Here is a 19801-nt window from a genome sequence, read left to right on the forward strand (position 1 = left end):
TGATCGACCGCGCAATTCGTAAGAACCGGCCAGAATGCGCATGACAATGTTGGTTTTGATGTCAGAAAGAACATCAAGCGTCGCACAAGGGCGTATTGTTTAGTACCACAGTGTAGTGGTGTAATATATAGTCAGCTACGGAGGAGATATTTATGGGACAGATTTTACACGGAAACGCCCGCACGATGGAGGCAGCCCATCGAACGATACAGCATCGCCAAAAGTGTCTGAAGGTTGTGGTGTTCCGCAAACACAAGCTGCTGTCGCTAAACAATTGCTTATATACGTGCAACCCGCAATCCCCATCTGCCCCGGTCAGTCTTGTATCATCGCTACGACCATTCTGCATCTTCTTCTTGCTTCGCACTGCCCCCCGAAAAACCACACTCTCCATGCGGCTCGCCCAACTTAAGCTTCTAAGTTGAGCCGTCTTATTTTTTATAAAATTTATCAATTGCTTGCAATAATAAGTCTTGCTAGACGAGCGATTTCCATATAAAAATTATCTTTTTTAAAAACACTCGCAACCATGAATAATCAATGTCCCGAATGCGGCAGTGATCATGCTCACAGATCTCGCCTCAGACCAGGAGAACGCACTGCATTAAATTGGTTCCTGGTACCATTACGCTGTCGAGATTGTAAGGCGCGCTTTTGGAGAAAAAATCCATACCTTATAGCGGCTCTACTCTTTTGTAGCGGCTTATTATTAACTGCTTTAGTTTGGATAATGGTTCCATCCGACGAGATTATCGCGAGCAACGAGCATCATGATTTAGCCCGGGCTACCCCTCCCGAAACAAAAAAAGTTCAACCTCAACCAAAACTTGATTCGAATATGCTGAATGAAGTTAAAGTTATATCGGAAGCAACTAAAGATCAGTCTACAATTCCCAACACGGGGCCTAATTCATTTGTGCCGAATTCAAACGATAATCGCCTCTATACCGTTCATCTCTATCTTGAGAAAGCAATCAAAGGTAGTGCTGATGCGCAGTACCAGCTTGGTTCACTCTATCTGACGGGAAAAGGAACGTTACAAGATTTCGAAGAAGCTGCAAAGTGGTTTACGTCAGCAGCAGAGCAGAATCATGCACTTGCGCAATATGAACTAGGCTTACTCTACCACAATGGTCTAGGCGTTAATCCTGACAATGAAAAAAGCTATGTGTGGTTAAATTTGGCTGCGGCTGCCGGCATTGAGCAAGCTGTCGCAGCCCGAGATAAAATAATGAGATCACTTACTGCGAAACAGCTAGCCCAAGCTCAGAAAACAGCACGCGAATGGTTAGCGAATCAAAAAAATAATTCCAATTAATTTTTTGTGAACGCTACATGAAAGAAGTATAGGAAAATAAGAATCTCATACGTATTACACCACCGCTTTGACCATATCCTCTACAACCTTCTTGGCATCACCGAACACCATCATTGTCTTGTCCATATAGAATAAGTCATTGTCAAGACCAGCATAGCCGGCAGCCATACTACGCTTGACAACTATCACCGTGCGGGCCTTGTGTGCCTCCAGAATAGGCATACCGTAGATAGGACTGCCCGGAACATTTGCAGCTGGATTGACCACGTCATTTGCACCTAAAACAAGTACTACATCGGTATTAGGAAAATCGCTGTTAATTTCTTCCATCTCCAAAACCTGCTCATAGGGTATTTCGGCTTCAGCAAGTAGCACGTTCATATGCCCCGGCATACGACCTGCTACGGGGTGAATAGCAAAACGAACATTGACACCTTTTCGATGCAGTACTTCTGCAAGCTCTTTGACCGAATGTTGTGCACGAGCTACGGCCAAGCCATAACCTGGAATAATAATAACGCTATCTGCATTACCCATCAAAAATGCTGCGTCGTCTGCACTACCGCTTCGATAGGTTTTCTGTGTTCCATCACTCGCGCCTTGGGCACCACCTTCACTACCAAAACCACCCAGTATGACAGAGAGAAAGGGACGATTCATGGCCTTGCACATGATATATGACAGAATTGCCCCCGAGCTGCCCACCAACGAGCCAGCAATAATGAGCATTGGGTTGCCAAGTGAAAAGCCGATACCTGCTGCTGCCCAGCCAGAATAGGAATTCAGCATGGAAATCACTACCGGCATGTCAGCTCCCCCGATAGGAATGATAATGAGGAATCCGAGCAGAAATGCGATAGCTGTCATGGCAATAAATGCTGTCCAATTGGTTATTTCGCTGAAAAAGAACCATAAGCCAAAACCAATCATAACGATTGCCAGCAGCAAATTGATCATGTGCTGTCCAGTGAACACAACGGGAGCTCCGCTCATGCGACCAGACAACTTGAGAAAGGCAATGACTGAACCAGACCAGGTCATGGCACCAATAAACGTTCCCAGAAACAATTCCAGCTTGCTACCAGCTGGCAATACTTCAGACAGGCCGAATGAAACAGGATTATTGACGGCAGCAATGGCTATAAATACCGCAGCCAAACCAACCAATGAGTGCATGAAAGCAACCAATTCCGGCATGGCTGTCATCTGAACTCGTTGCGCCACAATAGAACCTACAATCGCACCTATAGCAATACACCCCAGTATCAATGCCCAATTCTCGGTAATGGTCAGAGTAGTGCCAACGGCAATCGTCATTCCAACCATTCCAAAGAAATTACCGCGCCGAGCGGAAAGAGGTGAACTAAGCCCTTTCAGGGCCAAAATGAAAAAAACCGCCGCAACCAGATAAGCGAGAGCAATCAAATCAGCAGACATTTAAGCGCTTCCTTTTTTATCTTTTTTTCTAAACATTTCTAACATACGCTGGGTGACGAGAAATCCACCGAATACGTTGATGGAAGCAAGGATTACTGCTGCAGCCCCTAACCAGGCGCCCCAATCCGATTCAGCTGGGCCTGCAGCCAACATTGCGCCTACTAAAATAATACTTGAAATGGCATTAGTCACTGACATCAGCGGTGTATGCAAAGCTGGTGTCACATTCCATACCACGTGATAGCCAACAAAAACCGCCAATACGAATACAGTAAGATGAATTATCGTTGGATCAATTTCACCAATCATGTTTGTTCCTCTTGAACTCATTAACTTTTATAGAATCTGAAGCGCACACTAAAGCAACTCTTCACTTTCTGTTTTATATTTTTTTGATCACTTCTCCACCCGAACAAACCAATGTTCCGGCAATAATCTCATCCTCCCAGTTTATTTTGAGTTCGCCATTATTTGAATCAAGCATCAAATTAAGGAAGTTCATAAGATTACGTGCATAGAGCGCGCTTGCATCTGCAGCCACTAAACCAGGAAGATTAGCAATACCAATGAGATGAACACCATGTTTTACCACGGTTTTATTCAACTCAGACAGGGGACAGTTCCCACCCGCTTCCACCGCCATATCTACAATTACCGAGCCAGGCTTCATCGCCTGAACCGTTTCTTCTCGGATCAAAACTGGCGCCGGACGCCCAGGTATCAATGCAGTTGTAATGACAATATCCGCTGCGGCAGCTCTTGCATGAACTAATTCTCCTTGCCGGCGTTTGTAATCCTCCGACATTTCAGTTGCATAGCCGCCAGCTGTTTCAGCCTTCGCTTTCTCTTCCTCAGTCAGGGGAACCTCCACAAATTTTGCACCAAGGCTTTCGACCTGCTCTTTAACTGCCGGACGGACATCAAATGCTTCAATCACTGCGCCCAGCCTTTTGGCTGTCGCAATCGCCTGCAAACCTGCTACCCCCGCTCCCAGCACTAATACTCTAGCAGCTTTAACCGTACCAGCTGCTGTCATCAGCATGGGAAAGAATTTCTGATAAACATTAGCAGCCATAATGACCGCCTTATATCCGCCAATATTTGCCTGAGAAGACAGCACATCCATACTTTGTGCACGAGAGATACGCGGCAATTTCTCCATGGAAAATGCAGTCAGGCCATGTCCAGCGAGTACCTCGATCCCTTCCATCTGATGAGGTGACAGCAAGCCAATCAAAACTGCATCCTTGCGTATCAAAGCTAGCTCATCCGTTCCTGGGCCGCGCACTTTAAGTACAATCTGTGATTGACTATATAATTGCGAAACATCATTAACGATAGTTGCACCCGCTTCTTGGTATGCAGCATCAGGAATACTCGCACCAGCACCTGCGCCAGACTGAACAAGAACAGTATGAAAACCCTTGGCAGTATATTTCTTGACCGTTTCCGGCGTAGCTGCTACACGTGTTTCTCCCGCATAAATTTCTGCAGGTATGCCTATGTGCATCGACAATCTCCCTTATCCTTTATTCAAACTTGAAAATACCTAATGCTTTGCATAATTTTCCTCGAATGCGTGATTATAAATGAAACTAGATGCATGCATTACTCTGATTGATACAATCTTACAAAATGTTCAACCATTAAATTCATACTTCATACTTATTTGCACTCGAAACATAACTACGAAAAGCAATTTCTTTATTTATTCAATTTAGATTTTTCAGACAACGATTGATCCATTGACTCGTCAATTTCTCCTGTGCACTGTTTTGTCGCAATCGCGACGCAAGACTACCAAAATCGACCCAATCCAACGGCTGATCCTGATTAAAGCACGAAAAGACATAAGTAATCTCTCCGGTTTTAGGATCTTTATGTGGTTGCAAGCACTGGGCGCAGATTTCCTTCATCATGCATTGCATCGGTGAATTAATGGATCCTATGGCAAAGTGATTTTCCTTCAAGTAAGGCTGAAGCTGGTGATGACGCGCAAAGCCCACTGCAGCCATCATCCGATCAGAACCAATCGCGATGATGCGATCAGCGTCTGCTAAGGGTATCGGTTGAACACCGAGTGTACCGCTGCCATAGGCAACCATGGCCTGAACAATATTCCCGACAAAACTAAAATCACCCGGCCTGGAGGGCTCAAACCCAGGCGCTTCATCACAACACCACACTACTGTATCTGCCGCTGACTCAATTTCAGCTACTTTGTAACGATCAATAAGTTTTTTGTAGCCTGCAAAATATAAAACGCGGGATCCTGCTGCGCGCGCCGTAGCGCCAATAGAAAATAATACCGCATTCCCGAGTCCCCCTCCTACCAGCACAACAGTCTCATCGTGAAAAATCTCGGTAGGTGTTCCAGTAGGCCCCATCAGCACAACTGGATCTTCAGGTTTGAGTAACGTGCATAAATTTGCAGATCCCCCCATCTCCAGTGCGATCAGCGAGACGCGCCCATTTGAAATATCTACCGATGCTCCTGTCAACGCTATACCTTCCATTGCTAATCGGGTATCCTCGATTGTCGTAGCAAGTGTTGCAAAATTCTGGAAGCGGTAAAACTGCCCAGGTTGAAAGTGTTTGGCAGCCATGGGAGCTTGCACAATTATTTCAATAATATTAGGTGTCAGCCTCTCCACCTTATGAACAATAGGCTTCAATTGATGATTCATTTCAGCAAAAAACTGCGAGACTGATTGAGTCGAAGAAGGCGTAATATGATCAAGCACCCGACTGACAATTGGATATCCCTGTTTAGCGCTAGCCATGGCTTTTACCACATTTCCTGAATATGACGGATGTAAATCGCCAAAGAAGCTGATAAAACGCCCATCTTCACAACGACTCAGCAATACTGCTGGTGTTTCTGGCTTAGGATTACCTTTCGGCAGACTCACAGGATTTCCCTGCTCATCACAGGCAGAAAAATAACGCCCGCTCAGCTTGAAATATTTCTCATCTTCTCTGGCAAGCACAGTATTCGGATGGGTTCCTGCAGCGACCAGAATTGCCCGGGCTGGTAACTCAACTTCTCGAGTTTTTTGCCATTGTCCTGCTTCATCCAATGCTTGGACAGAAAATCTGATCGATTTTATATGCTCCCACTCGTCTACATCCACCCGCAGAGGTGTCAGTCCTTCAGCAAACCAAATACCTTCCTCCAGCGCTTTCTCGACTTCCTCATGGTTCAGCGTATAAGAAGGACTGTCTATCAAGCGCTTACGATAAGCTATCGTAGCCCCCCCCCACGATTGCAACAGCTTCAGAATATCAGGCTCACGACCTTCCTGTACCGCCTGAGCACGCTCTGCACGAATCGCTCGAGCGTGTGTTAAAAATTCTTCTGCAATTTCCCGCTCCTCTTCGTCCCAAGAATGACGAACCTTAGCTTCACCCTGCTCTGAAACAAGTATTTCGTAGCGCTTCAGGAATTTCTCGACTTGTACCGGATAATAAGCCAGCGCTTCGGTAGCCGTATCAATTGCAGTCAGCCCGCCACCAATTACGACAGCAGGTAAACGTAGCTGCATGTTGGCAATAGAATCAGCCTGTGCTGCGCCTGATAACTGGAGTGCCATCAAAAAATCAGAAGCAGCGCGCACTCCTCGTGCTAAACCATTCGGTAAATCAAGAATTGTTGGACGCCCTGCACCAGCAGCCAATGCGATGTGATCAAAGCCCAAAGCCAATGCATCATCCGCCGTCAAAGTGCCGCCGAAGCGCACACTACCAAAGAGCGCAAACTCTGCTCGCCGCTCCAGCAAGAGACGGATTAATTTAAGAAAATTCTTATCCCAACGTACGGTAATACCGTATTCCGCCACGCCACCAAAACCTCCCGCCATGCGTTCATTCAAATCTACGCGCAACATGTCCGTATCTCGAATAGCAGAAAATGGAACGCGCTGACCATGTAGATTGACACCGGAAATCTCTGCTGGCAACGGCTCAATTTTGAGACCATCAATACCCACCACAGTATGGCCATCATTCATTAAATGGTGTGCCAAGGTATATCCGGCGGGTCCCATGCCTACAACCAATATTTTCTTGCCTGTCGATGGCTTAGGTAAGGGCCTATGTAAATCAAGTGGATTCCAGCGTGTAAGCAGGCTGTATATCTCAAATCCCCAGGGCAATTCAAGCACATCTTTGAGCGTACGGGTTTCTGCTTGAGGAATATCGACCGGATCCTGCTTCTGATATATGCAGGATTTCATGCAGTCATTACAGATACGATGCCCCGTCCCTGCGCACATGGGATTATCCAGTATAATCATCGCCAGACTGCCGACCGCTACACCCTGCGACTTGAGCTTGTGAAATTCCGAGATTCGCTCTTCCAGCGGACAGCCTGCCAGCAAAGCACCCAACTCGCTTTTCTTGAAAGAAGGTGGTTCTTCTGGATTTTTAGCTTTTAGTATAAATCCTTTTGAGCAGGAATCCTTTCCCTGTTCATGGCACCAGATACAATAATTGGTTTCATCCAATGCACCCACTAAATCAGTTCCTTCATCAGTCAATGAAAAACCTTCTCGGTGGCGCAAATGATCGAGACGATGAACGGTAAATCCTGCATGGTCATCAGTCGACAGTGACAATAAGTGAAAATAATCGAGTTTTGCTGGAGACTTGAATAACACTCCCTGCTGTGTGTGTGTTTGTCCCGAAGTTGTGCGTAATGCCCATGCAGCATAGTGCAGTGCATCATTCAAACGTGCTGTATTGCTGGCTTCATCCTCCATCCACTGCGCGACATGGGTTGCAAACACTAACTCTGAAAAAGGTTCGCCAAATTCAGCTTCCAGTTTTTGTTCTAAGGTAATGCCATCTATCGTTTGCAATACTTCATCGCTTACCTTAGTTTTTGCACGACGCTGCACAAATTGCCGCTTACAAAAATAAAGTGGGGCAAGTTCATGATGGCGTGCTGCAAGCGCACGCACCTGATTCTCAATACCAAAGAGCTGTGCAATAAAATCTTCCAACCAGGGAGCAAGCTCAATCAGAAAAGCAGATTCATCTTTAGGCGCCAACTCATCTGGATACCGGCGGGCATGATCCAGACAGGCACGTAATCCAGCTTCCCCCTCCCGCAGAAAATCTAGAAATGCCTCATCCAGCTTTACCAAACCATCACGGTTATATAAATCTGCAAAAGTCACGCCAAATTTAAGGCCGGGAGAAACAACCTCTGTTGAGAGACTGTTAAGCGTTGATGCTGAATTTGTCATAGTTTTTTGTTTGGTATTATCTGTATGAAAATAAAGGTACCGCGTCAAATCTGACGCTGGTACCGTTCTTCGCGATATTGGGATTCTGTATAGGGTGTAAGAAAATGAGAACTACTCTGATAATCGATCTAACAGATCATACCGGCTGCAACCGTATTATTACTTGTCTCATCAATCATAATAAAACTGCCCGTAGCGCGATTGGATGCATAGTCATCGCATACCAATGGCTGCTGGACTTTCATCACAACTCGCGCAATATCATTCATTTTCAAGGAATCTGTCGTCTCATGATTTAGCGTATTGACATCTACACGATAATCAATCTGGCTAACCACTCCCTTAACCATTCGAGTCGTGTGCTTAACGATATATTTGCGTTTAGGATCAAGTGACTGTTCTGACAACCAGCACAGCATTGCTGCAAACTCTTTCTTGATCTTTGGTTGCTCTTCAGTTTTTACCAGCATGTCTCCCCGGGAGATATCTAGATGATCTTCGATAGTCAGTGTGACAGATTGCGGTGCGAAGGCATCATCAAAGGAATCTTGATACAGGAGAATTTCCTTGATACGTGAGGTTAATCCTGAAGGTAGAATCGTCACGGCATCACCTACACGAATAGAACCTGATTCAACGCGGCCCATATATCCCCGAAAATCGTGCAATGCTTCCGTTTGCGGACGACAAACCCATTGCACTGGAAAACGGAAATCATCAGTATTGATATCGTGTTCAATATCAATATCTTCCAGTAAATCTATCAATGCCCTACCTTCATACCAAGTAAGCTTGTCACCCCTCTCCACCACCATATCCCCGACTAAAGCAGACATAGGAATATATTCGATATTACGCAAGCGAAGTCCTTGCGCAAAAGTAGCAAAATCATTGCATATACGCTCAAACACCTCACGCGAATAATCCACCAGATCCATTTTATTAACTGCCACGACCAAATGGGGAATACCTACCAGACTTGCTAAATAGGCATGACGACGAGACTGGGTAAGCACACCCTTGCGCGCATCGATCAGAATAATAGCTAGATTGGCAGTGGAAGCCCCTGTTACCATATTCCGAGTATACTGCTCATGGCCGGGTGTATCCGCAATGATGAATTTACGTTTGGGAGTTGCAAAATAACGATAAGCCACATCAATCGTAATACCTTGCTCCCGCTCCGCTTGCAGGCCATCGGTAAGCAGCGAGAGGTCCACGCTTTGCATTCCACGCTTATTTGAGGTGCGTGCAATGGAGCTCAATTGATCCTCAAAAATGGATTTTGAGTCATGTAACAAACGTCCTATCAAGGTACTTTTTCCGTCATCTACACTTCCTGCAGCAATAAAGCGCAATAATTCAGCACGATCAAGCCCGATATTCCCAACTACCGACATTTTAGAGCCTTCTGATAATTGATTCTTAAAGTTGAAATAATCCATATCTTCCAAAAAAAGATGCTTTTAGAAATACCCTTCTTTCTTGCGTAATTCCATTGAGGCATCTGAAGTTTGATCATCCATACGTGTCGCACCACGCTCAGTAATGCGTGTCATTGCCGTCTCAGCAATAATTTCACTAACATTTTTGGCTTGTGAAGCAACCGGGCATGTACAGCTCATATCTCCAACTGTACGGAAGCGCACCATTATTTTTTCGACTTGCTCACCCTCTTTGGGTTGTACTAGATACGATACCGGCAATAAGCCCGCATCACGTGGAATAACCTCTCGCCAATGAGCAAAATAAATGGAAGGTACTTCCAGTTCTTCCCGCGCAATATACTCCCACACATCCAGCTCAGTCCAGTTGCTGATCGGAAACACACGAATGTTCTCTCCTGGATGGGTTCGCGTGTTGTAAAGACTCCATAGCTCCGGCCGCTGATTTTTTGGATCCCATTGACCAAATTCATCACGGAATGAAAAAATGCGCTCTTTAGCACGTGCTTTTTCCTCATCACGACGAGCTCCACCAATACAGGCATCAAAACCAAATTCAGCAATAGCATCCAATAACGTGATGGACTGAAATGGGTTCCGGCTTTGGTTTTGTGATCGCAGCACTACCTTACCTCTCTTGATAGAATCTTCCATACTGCGCACAATCAGTCGTTCACCCAACTCCATGGCGCGGTGATCGCGAAATTCAATCACTTCAGGAAAATTATGCTCCGTATCAATATGCAGCAAAGGAAAAGGGAAACGCCCTGGCCGAAAAGCCTTTTCTGCCAATCGCAATAACACAACTGAGTCTTTTCCCCCAGAGAACAATAATGCAGGATTAGCGCATTCAGCTGCCACCTCTCGCATGATATGAATTGCTTCACTCTCGAGAGCATCCAGATGGGTAAAGGTTTGATTACTCATTCTCTTCTTTCTTTTAGCTTCTAAAAATAATCTTAGTGAAATCTATCTCTATTTTACCGACTTAACTTTATTTATATGCAGTCCACACTCTTTACTTTCAGGGTTCTCCCACCACCAGCGCCCAGATCGAACGTCTTCTCCAGGGGTGACCGCACGCGTACAAGGAGCGCAGCCAATACTCGGATAAAAACGATCATGCAACTTGTTGTAGGGCACATCATGCTGCTTAAGATACTCCCATACTTCGGCATTGCTCCATTCACACAGTGGATTAAACTTTTGCATGTTATTCTCAGCATCAAACGAGGATATTGCCAAACTGTCTCGAGTAACTGCTTGTTCGCGACGCATCCCTGTGATCCAGGCACGCTTACCCGACAATGCACGACGCAGCGGCTCGACTTTCCGAATGTAACAGCAGCGCTTGCGTAGCTCAACACTTTGATAGAACCCATTAGGGCCATTTTGCGCAACATAACTTTCCACTGCAGCCGCATCAGGAAAATACACCTGAATAGAAAGACCATAACGATCTCTCACCACCTGCATCAAATCATAGGTTTCTTGAGGTAACCGGCCTGTATCCAGCGTAAACACGGCAATATTCGGATAGTAACGCGCAATCAAGTCGGTCAACACCATGTCTTCAGCACCAAAACTGCTGGCAAATACAGCAGGCGCATATTCCTGCTGTATCTTTGCGAGCAAAACGTGTAATTGCTCGACCTTCTGCGCTACATCACATTGGCTCATCTATTTCCTATTTGTCACAAGACGTCTTATAGGACCGTAGCTGACTGCGAAGCTTTCTGAATTTGCAATGACTGGACAACGTTTTGTGGTAGTGAACCCGTCAAGTCGAGCTGACTATTAAAGCCAGTACAGAACTCAGCCACATCGAGTGTCCATGCATCCAATTCTGCATACCATTCAGTCAGTAATGCATCAGTTAACTCATTGGCAGGGTGCGTAAAATCTTGAGCAAGCTTAGCCAATGTTTTAGCCAGATTAGGCTTAGCTGGCAATACGCGTTGCAACTCTTCCGCCTGTTCTACCAGATCATCACATTTCCGACCACCTACCAATTGGACCACTCCTTGACCAATCAGACGTACAATCTCTTCTGCACACTTAACCGAGTCCTCAAATTTGCGCTGAAACTTAAGTGCATTACGGTAATTGCGCTCGTTTGCAGCGTCGAAGAAAGCCGTACCAATTTGTAATTGTTTTGCGCCCGCACACTCTCCACCACCAAACTGGAATACTCTGAAATCATCACCTTGACCATGATCACGTAGTACCGAGTGCACATCCTCTTGCTTAACCTCCACGATATCAGCCAGAAGTTCAGCAAAATAACCCTGACCTACCCGTCGCGTCCAGTTAAAAAATGTTTCTCCCGCTTCACGGTCTGTAGCATACGCTGATCTTACTCGCTCCACTGCGACTTCAACGCGTGCACTCGGCACTGACGGACCTTTAAAAGCCAAACCACCATTGGCCATGCCATTGCCACCGAAATACATCTGATAGTGAGGTATCAACTTACCGTACATACGCTTGCCTTCACCATAAATCCCAATATCACCACTTTCCGGTTGAGCGCAACCATTGTGGCAGCCTGAGACACGGATACGCAAGTCATCGTTCCCTCCCCATAATTTACCTCCGAGAGTCGGACTGGAAGTGATTCCCAAGCGACATGTGGAAGTTCCTGGGCAAGCCACTACATTATCGCCCGCCTTAGGTAAACCTAAGCCAAGGCCTGCTAATGCAGACTGAATAGCCGCAATATTCTCTTGTGGCACATTAACTAGCATCAGATTCTGATCCTGGGTGGTACGGATCTCGCTCAAGCCATACTGCTCCAGTATCCCAGCGATTCCTCGCATCTGCGCTACGGTCAACTGTCCGAGTCGCACACTGACCGGCACCACAAATAGCCCTGACTGCTTTTGCGCAAATAGTGCGCGGGGCGCACCGGGACCAGGTACTTCACTATCCACACCGCCAGTCCATACACCTTTGGGATAATCCTGATCAGCCAGCGCTTCCTTGACACGCACAAGCTCTTCACGATATTTCTCAATAAACCCGTCAACGCCGAATTTATCGACCAGAAACTTGATACGTGATTTAGCGCGCTTAGCTCGATCAGAATACTTATTGTGCAACGTGAGCACAGCTTCTATCACCAACAACAAGTCTTTTTCTTCGATGAACGGCTCAACCACAATTGCCTCATGAGGTTTATGTCCCAGCCCCCCGGCTACCAGCACTTTGAAACCAAAGCGCGTTCCTTGCCTGACTGCAACCACACCCAGATCATGGATCATACCCTGCGCGCAGTCCGATTCACAACCTGAAAAACTGATTTTGAATTTGCGCGGCATCAACTGATTCAAAGGCTTACGCAGAAAATGCCTGACAACTCCTTTGAGATGCTCACTGATGTCGGTATGCTCACGTGAACAGACTCCCGCCAAGGGGCAAGCCGTTACATTACGTATCGTGTTCCCGCACGCTTCACGGGTTGTCAGCTTACCTTTTGCCAGATGACGCATCACAGCCGGTGTATCCGTTAGTGGCACATAGTGCAATTGAATATCCTGCCGAGTAGTAATATGTGCTTCACCATGCTGCGCATATTCTTCCAGCGCATCAGCAATCGCATTTAGCTGCACCGGTATCAGCCGCCCACCAGGGATCTTGATACGCACCATATTGACGCCTTCCTGACGCTGCCCATAAATCCCCATTTGCAGCCGGGTAGCGGTAAAGCGATCGACATCCATACGCTGCGCACGAAAATCCTGCAATGATTGATCGTATGCGTCGATTTCCTCATCATTCGCGAGATCGGTTAAATAATCCATCCTCTTTCTTCTCTCCGTAGTTTTTTTACCACACCAGCTTTCAGCCAATGAGGATAAAAAATATTAACAATTTTATTGCTATTTTATCCGATATCTACCTGCTGGCGTTAGTTGTTATCAATACCCTTGCCCTTCAGAAAGGAAGATAGCGTCAAACAGATAAGCACCAAGCCACTTTTATGTTATTTGCCACCCCGCACAACTGGTGTTTCACTTGCGAAATGTTGATCCTCTATGCACATATATGCACTTACTTACAAGATCACCTGCTTAAAAAAGCGTATCATAGCTGCACTGTTATATATCTCAAAATAATATTAAATTAGATTAATATAACTTTTTATTATAAATAACACTTCATGAAACTACAACAACTACGCTACTTATGTGAAATTGCCAATCAAAATCTGAATTTGTCCAAAACAGCCGAGAGTCTGCATACATCACAGCCAGGAATCAGTCGGCAAATTCAGCTTCTTGAGGAAGAGTTAGGCGTGGATATTTTTGTTCGCAATGGCAAGCGTATTGTGAAAATAACTCCGCCAGGACAGGCCATTATCGAAATTGCTGAAAGAATGCTCAGAGACGCAGAAAACCTGAAGCAAATTGGCCAGGAATTCAGCGACAAGGCGAGCGGCACGCTGGTGATTGCCACGACCCATACACAGGCACGTTATGCGCTTCCTCCTGTCATCAAACGCTTTGCCGAACGTTATCCCAAGGTCAAACTCATTCTGCGCCAGGGCAGCCCCACCCAGATCTCGACTTTAGTTTCATCAGGTGAAGCTGATCTCGCGATTGCCACAGAAGCAATTGAGCTATTTCAAGAACTCGTCATGCTTCCCTGCTACCAATGGAATCGCAGTATCATTGCCCCCCCCAAACATCCCCTACTCAAGCAACATCCGCTGACCTTGGAAGCGATCGCTCAATACCCTATCATTACCTACGATTTCGCATTTACCGGTCGCTCAAAAATCAATCAGGCGTTTGAATCCAAAGGATTGGCTCCGAATGTGGTGCTTACTGCAATCGATGCTGACGTAATCAAAACCTATGTGGAGCTTGGTTTAGGTATTGGCATACTGGCGAAAATGGCTTTCGATCCGCAACGCGACAAACATCTCCGCGCAATTGACGCCGATCATCTGTTTGAATCCAGCACAACCCGAATCGGCATCAGTCGTAACAGCTATATTCGCTGTTATGTCTATGACTTCATCGAAATGTTTGCTCCCCACCTCGACCAGGCGACGGTTAAAGCCGCCATGAAAATTAAGCATAAAATACCTGTGCAAGATTCACACGAGACAATTTAATAGATGAATGCTGCAACGCAGTCATTTTTCTCATGCAGGCAATTAATCAGTGCTTCCTTAATGGCCATTCCCTCTACTCAGATCAACATCAATGGCTGACACCAAGCCGCCACGATTTCCCCATGCATTCCTGATGAAAGACACTACCTGAGCGACCTCTTCATCACGAATGATCTGCTGAAATGGTGGCATGCCGTAAGGCCTAGGATTTGCTGCGGTAGTAGGCGGATACCCTCCATTCAGCACGCTGCGAATGACGTTAGTGGGTATTGTCATGGTCACACTGCGATTACCCGCCAGCGCAGGATAAATGCCTGGCGCGCCCTGACCCGATGTGCCGTGACATTCCTGGCAGTGTTTTTTATACAGCTTCTCGCCCTGCGCCAAGTACTGCCGAACATTTCTCGACATTTCCGGATAACTCATTCTAGGCTGCGCCTCACTCTCGGGTAACGATTGCAGATAAACTGCCATAGCGCGCATGTCACCCTGTGACAAATACTGCAAGCTTTGCCTGACAACGGTTCCCATCGGCCCCGACGTCGTTGCGCCACGGGATATGCCAGACAAAAGCAACTCAACGATCTCTTCAAGAGACCAGTCCCTACTTCCTGCTTCCTGCTGGGAAGTCAGAGATGGTGCGTACCAGTTTGACCCCATAATTTGCCCGCCACCTACCGTATCGTCCTGACTAGCACCCAGCACATTCCTAGCAGTATGACAGGCATTGCAATGGCCCAGTCCTTGCACCAGATACGCACCCCGATTCCATTCCTCGCTCTTGGTTTGATCCGGCTCATACGTTCCCTGTTTGAAAAAGAGTGTCCGCCAGATATACAAGAGCGGTCTATAGTTATAGGGAAAGCGGATTTCATGAGGTGGGTTGTATTGGGAAACAGGCGGCACCGACTGAAGATAGGCAAAAATAAGGTTTGCGTCTTCACGTGTCACCTTGGTATATTCCGTAAAAGGAAAAGCAGGATAGAGGAGTCTGCCATCACGTGACTTGCCCTCATGCATCGCTTTCCAGAAATCTTCTTCACTCCAGAGGCCGATGCCTGTTTCTTTATCCGACGTGATATTAGGTGTAACAAACGTTCCAAATGACGTAGACAATCGACGTCCCCCGGAAAATGGCTGCCCTCCTTTGGCTGTATGGCACCCCAAACAATTCCCGACACGCGCGAGATATTCACCCAGCGCCTGTCGTTGCTCAGATGAGCCTGATTTTTCTGAAGATGCGTTAACTGGCAGAGCATTCGAGGTTAACAACATGACCAGCAAATATCCGAGCAATAAAAGGCTACGCTTCCATTCCCCAGCAATATGAAAAATCGCGCCTGGTTTCATTGAATCCCTCCATTTTCCAAGACGATACTCCTGCAGCGATGCGCCAATTCCTGAGAGAGTGTGCCGGCTGGGCTTGGTTTTCCCGAAACAGGCTGAGCTGCCAGCCACATCGCAATCGCATTAGTTTCGTCATCAGTCAGTTTCTTGGCAATTTCAGACATACAATCAGAGAGCTGACCTCGCATCAATCCGCCATTGCGCCAACTTCCAAATTGAGCCGTAATGTAAGCATGAGGCAAGCCCAGCAAACCCGGGATAAAAGGCTCCGCACCCATCAGAGCTTCTCCATGGCATGCGCTACAAGCTGGGATATCACGCTTGGAATCTCCTGAACGAATAAGATTCTCTGCCAGTTTCATTTCTGATGGCAGCATGGCAACTGGCTCTGGCGATGGATAAGGTAAATTTAAAGTAGAAAAATACCGAGCGATTTCCAGCATGTACTCATCCGACATATTCTCAAGCAAAATGGCCATCGGCTGATAATAACGTCGGCCATCCCTGAAATGACGTAGCTGGTTAAAGAGATATCCTTCCAGCTTACCCGCAATACGCGGATAATAAGCATCTCTACCACGCCTATCCTCTGGGCCATGGCAAATCGTGCATGCCTTAACACGTTCGGCAAGCGTATCAGGAACACTGACCAACGGTGTTTCTGCAGCACTTGCCAAGCAAGCAAAAAAAAGCAATATGATTAAAATAGAATGCTTCATGTAGCAATCATTTTTATTAATAAAGGCAGTCTGTCGTCGGATCATTTTCTCCAATGAAATTTCACGCACAAGCTTCTCTCCTGCATGGTTTGTCTCAACACAACAATACAATTATTCTGGACGAAAGTCTAAAGCAATCCGCAATTCCAGCCAAACTCATCCAATGCTATGTCGCAGCCCACTACCAGGCAAGGATAGACCCAGACACGCTGACATTGCATATTGGTCAGCATTGCGAACCCTTATCAAAGCCGATGCAAGAATATGGTACGCAGTGCGCCCTCTATATCACCGCCTACAATCCGCACAGCCAATCTCAACATATAGAAACAAATCTTACAGCTAGCAAGCAATTATGCGATCTATTATCCAGCCATTCCAGCCATATTTTTGCAGGCAAAAGTCTGGACCCGGCAGGCAAGTGGCCGGCAGAACCAAGCTTTCTGGCATTAGGCATCGATCTTGCCACCTCCAAGGCGCTCGGTAGACAATTTGATCAGAACGCCATCGTATGGATTGATTTTGATGCAATTCCCAGACTGGTTTTGTTACGTTAAAACGCCACTAACTTGATACCTCCTGAACAATCGCCTGTTTCAATGCCGTTATCTGAGGCTGATTGAGCGTCTCAGTTTTAAGTAACTCATCAGCAGTCTGGTCCAGAAGCGCACGATTTTTGCGAAGGATGCTGATTGCGCGTTCAAGCGCCTGATCCACGAGAGCACGCACAGCCGTATCGATCTTGTTGGCGGTATCCTCGCTGTATTCACGGCTCTGCGGCATAGGAAAGCCCTGCTGCAAGAAAGCCGAGCGCTCACGATCATATGCCACATTTCCCAGCGCATCACTCATGCCATAGCGCAATACCATAGCGCGCGCCATATCGGTCGCACGCACCAGATCATCCGATGCCCCGGTGGATACCTCATTGAATATCACCTGCTCGGCTGCCCGCCCACCGAGCAACACGGCCATTTTGTTTTCCAATTCCACCCGGGTCATCAGATAGCGATCTTCAGTCGGGCGTTGGATGGTGTAACCCAGCGCGCCCACTCCCCTGGGTATGATCGACACCTTGTGCACTTCATCCGTACCGGGCAATGCCAGTGCCACCATGGCATGTCCCAGCTCATGAAATGCCACAATCTTACGTTCATTTGGATTAAGCAGGCGATTACGCTTTTCAAGACCGGCAACAATCCGTTCTATCGCATTATTAAAATCATCCATCGTCACGGAAGCCGCCTTGCGTCGAGTGGCCAGCAAAGCGGCCTCATTGATCAAATTGGCTAGATCCGCGCCAGTAAATCCAGGGGTAAGTGCGGCAATCTGCTCCGACTTCACATCCGTATTCAACTTCACCTTCTTCAGATGAACTGCTAGAATCTGTTCGCGTCCGGTCTTGTCTGGGCGGTCCACCAGCACCTGACGGTCAAAGCGCCCGGCACGCAGCAACGCAGCATCAAGAATTTCCGGACGATTCGTCGCAGCTAGCAATACGATTCCGCTTGAAGGATCAAACCCGTCGAGCTCTGCCAACAACTGATTCAGTGTTTGCTCCTTTTCGTCATGCCCCCCCCATGCATAAGCACCGCGCGCGCGCCCCAATGAATCGAGCTCATCGATAAAAATGATAGCTGGCGCCATTTTCCGTGCTTGCTCGAAAAGATCACGCACTCTGGCTGCACCCACCCCGACAAACATCTCGACAAACTCTGCTCCAGAAATCGAAAAAAACGGCACCCCTGCTTCACCCGCCACCGCTCGGGCCAGCAATGTCTTACCAGTTCCGGGCGGCCCCACCAGCAAAACTCCCTTTGGCACTCTTCCACCCAGCCGGCTATAGTCGGCTGGGTTCTTCAGAAAATTAATAATTTCGATGAGTTCTTCCTTGGCTTCATCGACCCCCGCCACATCAGCAAAGGTCACCGTGGTTTCTTTCTCGACATACACTTTGGCACGGCTCTTGCCAATCGACATCAAGCCACTGCTCATGCCCCCCCCCATACGGCGTATGATAAACAGCCAGATGCCAACAAACACCAGCATTGGTACAATCCAGGATAGCAAATCGCGCAACCAAGTGCTCTTGATAATCCCAGTATAAGTCACATCATATTTGTCAAGGTTCTCTGCGAGTCCAGGCTCAACCCGTGTCGTGACAAACTCTTTAATCTCATCAGCACCGGTTTCTTTTAGCTTGCCATAAATTTGGTTTTCTGTAATGGCTACCTCCGCAACCTTACCTTGTTCTAACAGCACCTGGAATCGGCTATAAGGAATCGGCTCAATCCGGGTATATTGCGTATAAAGATTCTGCAAAAACATCATGGCAAGAATAGCGATGACGATGTACCAGAAATTGAACTGCACTCTCTTGTCCATTAAATTATTATCCATAAGACACTCCTTTCCTCAGTGAGAAAACGATTAAGAAATCATAAGAATCAGCTAAATAAGTTACAGGTCAGATTACTCCCAATCCATATATCCATGATCTTATCTTATGAGAATCAATCTTATCCATGCTTTTCAGAATGGAAAATACAAATCATGAGAAATAACGCTCGCTATCTGTAATAGCATGATGCGTTTAAGTTTGCCTCAATCTCTCCTAAGAAGTTAATTTTCATGCATTATACCTAGGTATCTGGCACGGTTTATTATGCTAAAAATCAATTAATTATAAAAAATGAAAGAACCACCGGAAGTTTATCCTAATAGTTGTTATTTTGACGTCATGGATTACGTCATTCTGCAATCTAATTCAAGCTATCACTCCGTGTATGTCAGCTCCAGCACCGAGAGCGCCCCACCTAACTCTTACTCATCCATCTTGCAAGTCAATAGTCGGCCCTGCAAAATTCACCCGGCTGCTAATATAGATTTAGCATGCCGAGTATTCACATCAACAGTCAGAAGTTCGCTCCTGATAGAATTGACCAGCTGAAGCAATAAAATGCGTAAAAAAGCCGTCTTCAGCCCCAGGCGAACCATTGCCCGCAGCAACCAGCGTAGGTTGTAACCCGTTGCACACAGTACTGCATGGAGCGCATCGCCCAGTTTTCGCTGTAACCAGCAACGATCCATTCGGTGATCTGATTTGAGATGCCCGATCGCGGGCTCCACGGCTTGGCGCCGCTTAAGCCATCTTCGTTGCTGCT

The 19801-nt window shown here is 46.7% G+C and carries 14 protein-coding genes and 1 pseudogene; 3 read left to right on the forward strand and 12 right to left on the reverse strand.

Annotated elements, in window-relative coordinates:
- Window positions 1-730 precede the first annotated feature (730 nt).
- Window positions 731-1318 (forward strand): tetratricopeptide repeat protein, encoded by a 588-nt coding sequence (locus BLW34_RS10410; protein ID WP_256203747.1) that lies wholly within the window; start codon window positions 731-733, stop codon window positions 1316-1318.
- Window positions 1319-1372: 54 nt separating this feature from the next.
- Here BLW34_RS10410 and BLW34_RS10415 read toward each other — a convergent pair whose 3' ends face one another.
- From BLW34_RS10415 to BLW34_RS10450, 8 genes are all read right to left on the reverse strand, one after another.
- Window positions 1373-2755 (reverse strand): NAD(P)(+) transhydrogenase (Re/Si-specific) subunit beta, encoded by a 1383-nt coding sequence (locus BLW34_RS10415; protein WP_090539171.1) that lies wholly within the window; start codon window positions 2753-2755, stop codon window positions 1373-1375.
- Complete coding sequence (locus BLW34_RS10420; RefSeq protein ID WP_090539173.1) at window positions 2756-3064, reverse strand: NAD(P) transhydrogenase subunit alpha part 2; 309 nt, start codon at window positions 3062-3064, stop codon at window positions 2756-2758. It lies immediately after the preceding gene.
- A gap of 73 nt (window positions 3065-3137) precedes the next feature.
- Window positions 3138-4265, reverse strand: a complete 1128-nt coding sequence (locus BLW34_RS10425; RefSeq protein ID WP_090579168.1) for a Re/Si-specific NAD(P)(+) transhydrogenase subunit alpha — start codon at window positions 4263-4265, stop codon at window positions 3138-3140.
- A gap of 202 nt (window positions 4266-4467) precedes the next feature.
- Entirely contained in the window at window positions 4468-8004 is a 3537-nt protein-coding gene (locus BLW34_RS10430; RefSeq protein WP_090579171.1) for an FAD-dependent oxidoreductase, read from the reverse strand.
- Between the two features lie 128 nt (window positions 8005-8132).
- On the reverse strand, window positions 8133-9404 hold the full coding sequence (gene cysN / locus BLW34_RS10435; protein WP_090579188.1) for a sulfate adenylyltransferase subunit CysN: 1272 nt from the start codon (window positions 9402-9404) through the stop codon (window positions 8133-8135).
- Window positions 9405-9470: 66 nt separating this feature from the next.
- Window positions 9471-10376, reverse strand: coding sequence for a sulfate adenylyltransferase subunit CysD (gene cysD, locus BLW34_RS10440; RefSeq protein WP_090539179.1), 906 nt, complete (start codon window positions 10374-10376; stop codon window positions 9471-9473).
- 48 nt (window positions 10377-10424) lie between these two features.
- Complete coding sequence (locus BLW34_RS10445; RefSeq protein ID WP_090579174.1) at window positions 10425-11129, reverse strand: phosphoadenylyl-sulfate reductase; 705 nt, start codon at window positions 11127-11129, stop codon at window positions 10425-10427.
- A 26-nt stretch (window positions 11130-11155) separates the two neighbouring features.
- Window positions 11156-13252 carry a nitrite/sulfite reductase gene (locus BLW34_RS10450; RefSeq protein ID WP_090579176.1) on the reverse strand — a complete coding sequence of 699 codons (2097 nt, stop codon included), beginning with the start codon at window positions 13250-13252 and terminating at the stop codon, window positions 11156-11158.
- A gap of 359 nt (window positions 13253-13611) precedes the next feature.
- Here BLW34_RS10450 and cysB point away from each other — a divergent pair, with 359 nt between their 5' ends.
- Window positions 13612-14571, forward strand: coding sequence for an HTH-type transcriptional regulator CysB (gene cysB, locus BLW34_RS10455; protein WP_090539185.1), 960 nt, complete (start codon window positions 13612-13614; stop codon window positions 14569-14571).
- A 57-nt stretch (window positions 14572-14628) separates the two neighbouring features.
- On the opposite strand, the gene BLW34_RS10460 is transcribed toward cysB, so the two are convergent.
- Complete coding sequence (locus tag BLW34_RS10460) at window positions 14629-15921, reverse strand: c-type cytochrome (RefSeq protein ID WP_090579179.1); 1293 nt, start codon at window positions 15919-15921, stop codon at window positions 14629-14631.
- Window positions 15918-16637, reverse strand: coding sequence for a c-type cytochrome (locus tag BLW34_RS10465; RefSeq protein ID WP_090539232.1), 720 nt, complete (start codon window positions 16635-16637; stop codon window positions 15918-15920). Before BLW34_RS10465 ends, BLW34_RS10460 begins: the two co-directional genes overlap by 4 nt.
- 53 nt (window positions 16638-16690) lie before the next feature.
- Between BLW34_RS10465 and BLW34_RS10470 the strand changes: the two genes are divergently transcribed.
- Window positions 16691-17194, forward strand: a complete 504-nt coding sequence (locus BLW34_RS10470; protein WP_090579182.1) for a DUF3293 domain-containing protein — start codon at window positions 16691-16693, stop codon at window positions 17192-17194.
- A 7-nt stretch (window positions 17195-17201) separates the two neighbouring features.
- Here BLW34_RS10470 and ftsH read toward each other — a convergent pair whose 3' ends face one another.
- Both ftsH and BLW34_RS16975 read right to left on the reverse strand, forming a co-directional pair.
- Complete coding sequence (gene ftsH, locus BLW34_RS10475; protein ID WP_090579190.1) at window positions 17202-19022, reverse strand: ATP-dependent zinc metalloprotease FtsH; 1821 nt, start codon at window positions 19020-19022, stop codon at window positions 17202-17204.
- A 480-nt stretch (window positions 19023-19502) separates the two neighbouring features.
- Window positions 19503-19801: pseudogene (locus BLW34_RS16975) on the reverse strand (hypothetical protein); the annotation flags it as partial.

Source organism: Nitrosomonas sp. Nm58 (assembly GCF_900107335.1).
Classification (GTDB): Bacteria; Pseudomonadota; Gammaproteobacteria; order Burkholderiales; family Nitrosomonadaceae; genus Nitrosomonas.

Excerpts from the sequence above, each read along its gene's own strand:
- BLW34_RS10410 (WP_256203747.1), top strand. The coding sequence starts at position 731 with ATGGTTCCATCCGACGAGATTATCGCGAGCAACGAGCATCATGATTTA.
- BLW34_RS10415 (WP_090539171.1), bottom strand. The coding sequence starts at position 2,755 with ATGTCTGCTGATTTGATTGCTCTCGCTTATCTGGTTGCGGCGGTTTTT.
- BLW34_RS10420 (WP_090539173.1), bottom strand. The coding sequence starts at position 3,064 with ATGATTGGTGAAATTGATCCAACGATAATTCATCTTACTGTATTCGTA.
- BLW34_RS10425 (WP_090579168.1), bottom strand. The coding sequence starts at position 4,265 with ATGCACATAGGCATACCTGCAGAAATTTATGCGGGAGAAACACGTGTA.
- BLW34_RS10430 (WP_090579171.1), bottom strand. The coding sequence starts at position 8,004 with ATGACAAATTCAGCATCAACGCTTAACAGTCTCTCAACAGAGGTTGTT.
- cysN (WP_090579188.1), bottom strand. The coding sequence starts at position 9,404 with ATGTCGGTAGTTGGGAATATCGGGCTTGATCGTGCTGAATTATTGCGC.
- cysD (WP_090539179.1), bottom strand. The coding sequence starts at position 10,376 with ATGAGTAATCAAACCTTTACCCATCTGGATGCTCTCGAGAGTGAAGCA.
- BLW34_RS10445 (WP_090579174.1), bottom strand. The coding sequence starts at position 11,129 with ATGAGCCAATGTGATGTAGCGCAGAAGGTCGAGCAATTACACGTTTTG.
- BLW34_RS10450 (WP_090579176.1), bottom strand. The coding sequence starts at position 13,252 with ATGGATTATTTAACCGATCTCGCGAATGATGAGGAAATCGACGCATAC.
- cysB (WP_090539185.1), top strand. The coding sequence starts at position 13,612 with ATGAAACTACAACAACTACGCTACTTATGTGAAATTGCCAATCAAAAT.
- BLW34_RS10460 (WP_090579179.1), bottom strand. The coding sequence starts at position 15,921 with ATGAAACCAGGCGCGATTTTTCATATTGCTGGGGAATGGAAGCGTAGC.
- BLW34_RS10465 (WP_090539232.1), bottom strand. The coding sequence starts at position 16,637 with ATGAAGCATTCTATTTTAATCATATTGCTTTTTTTTGCTTGCTTGGCA.
- BLW34_RS10470 (WP_090579182.1), top strand. The coding sequence starts at position 16,691 with ATGAAATTTCACGCACAAGCTTCTCTCCTGCATGGTTTGTCTCAACAC.
- ftsH (WP_090579190.1), bottom strand. The coding sequence starts at position 19,022 with ATGGACAAGAGAGTGCAGTTCAATTTCTGGTACATCGTCATCGCTATT.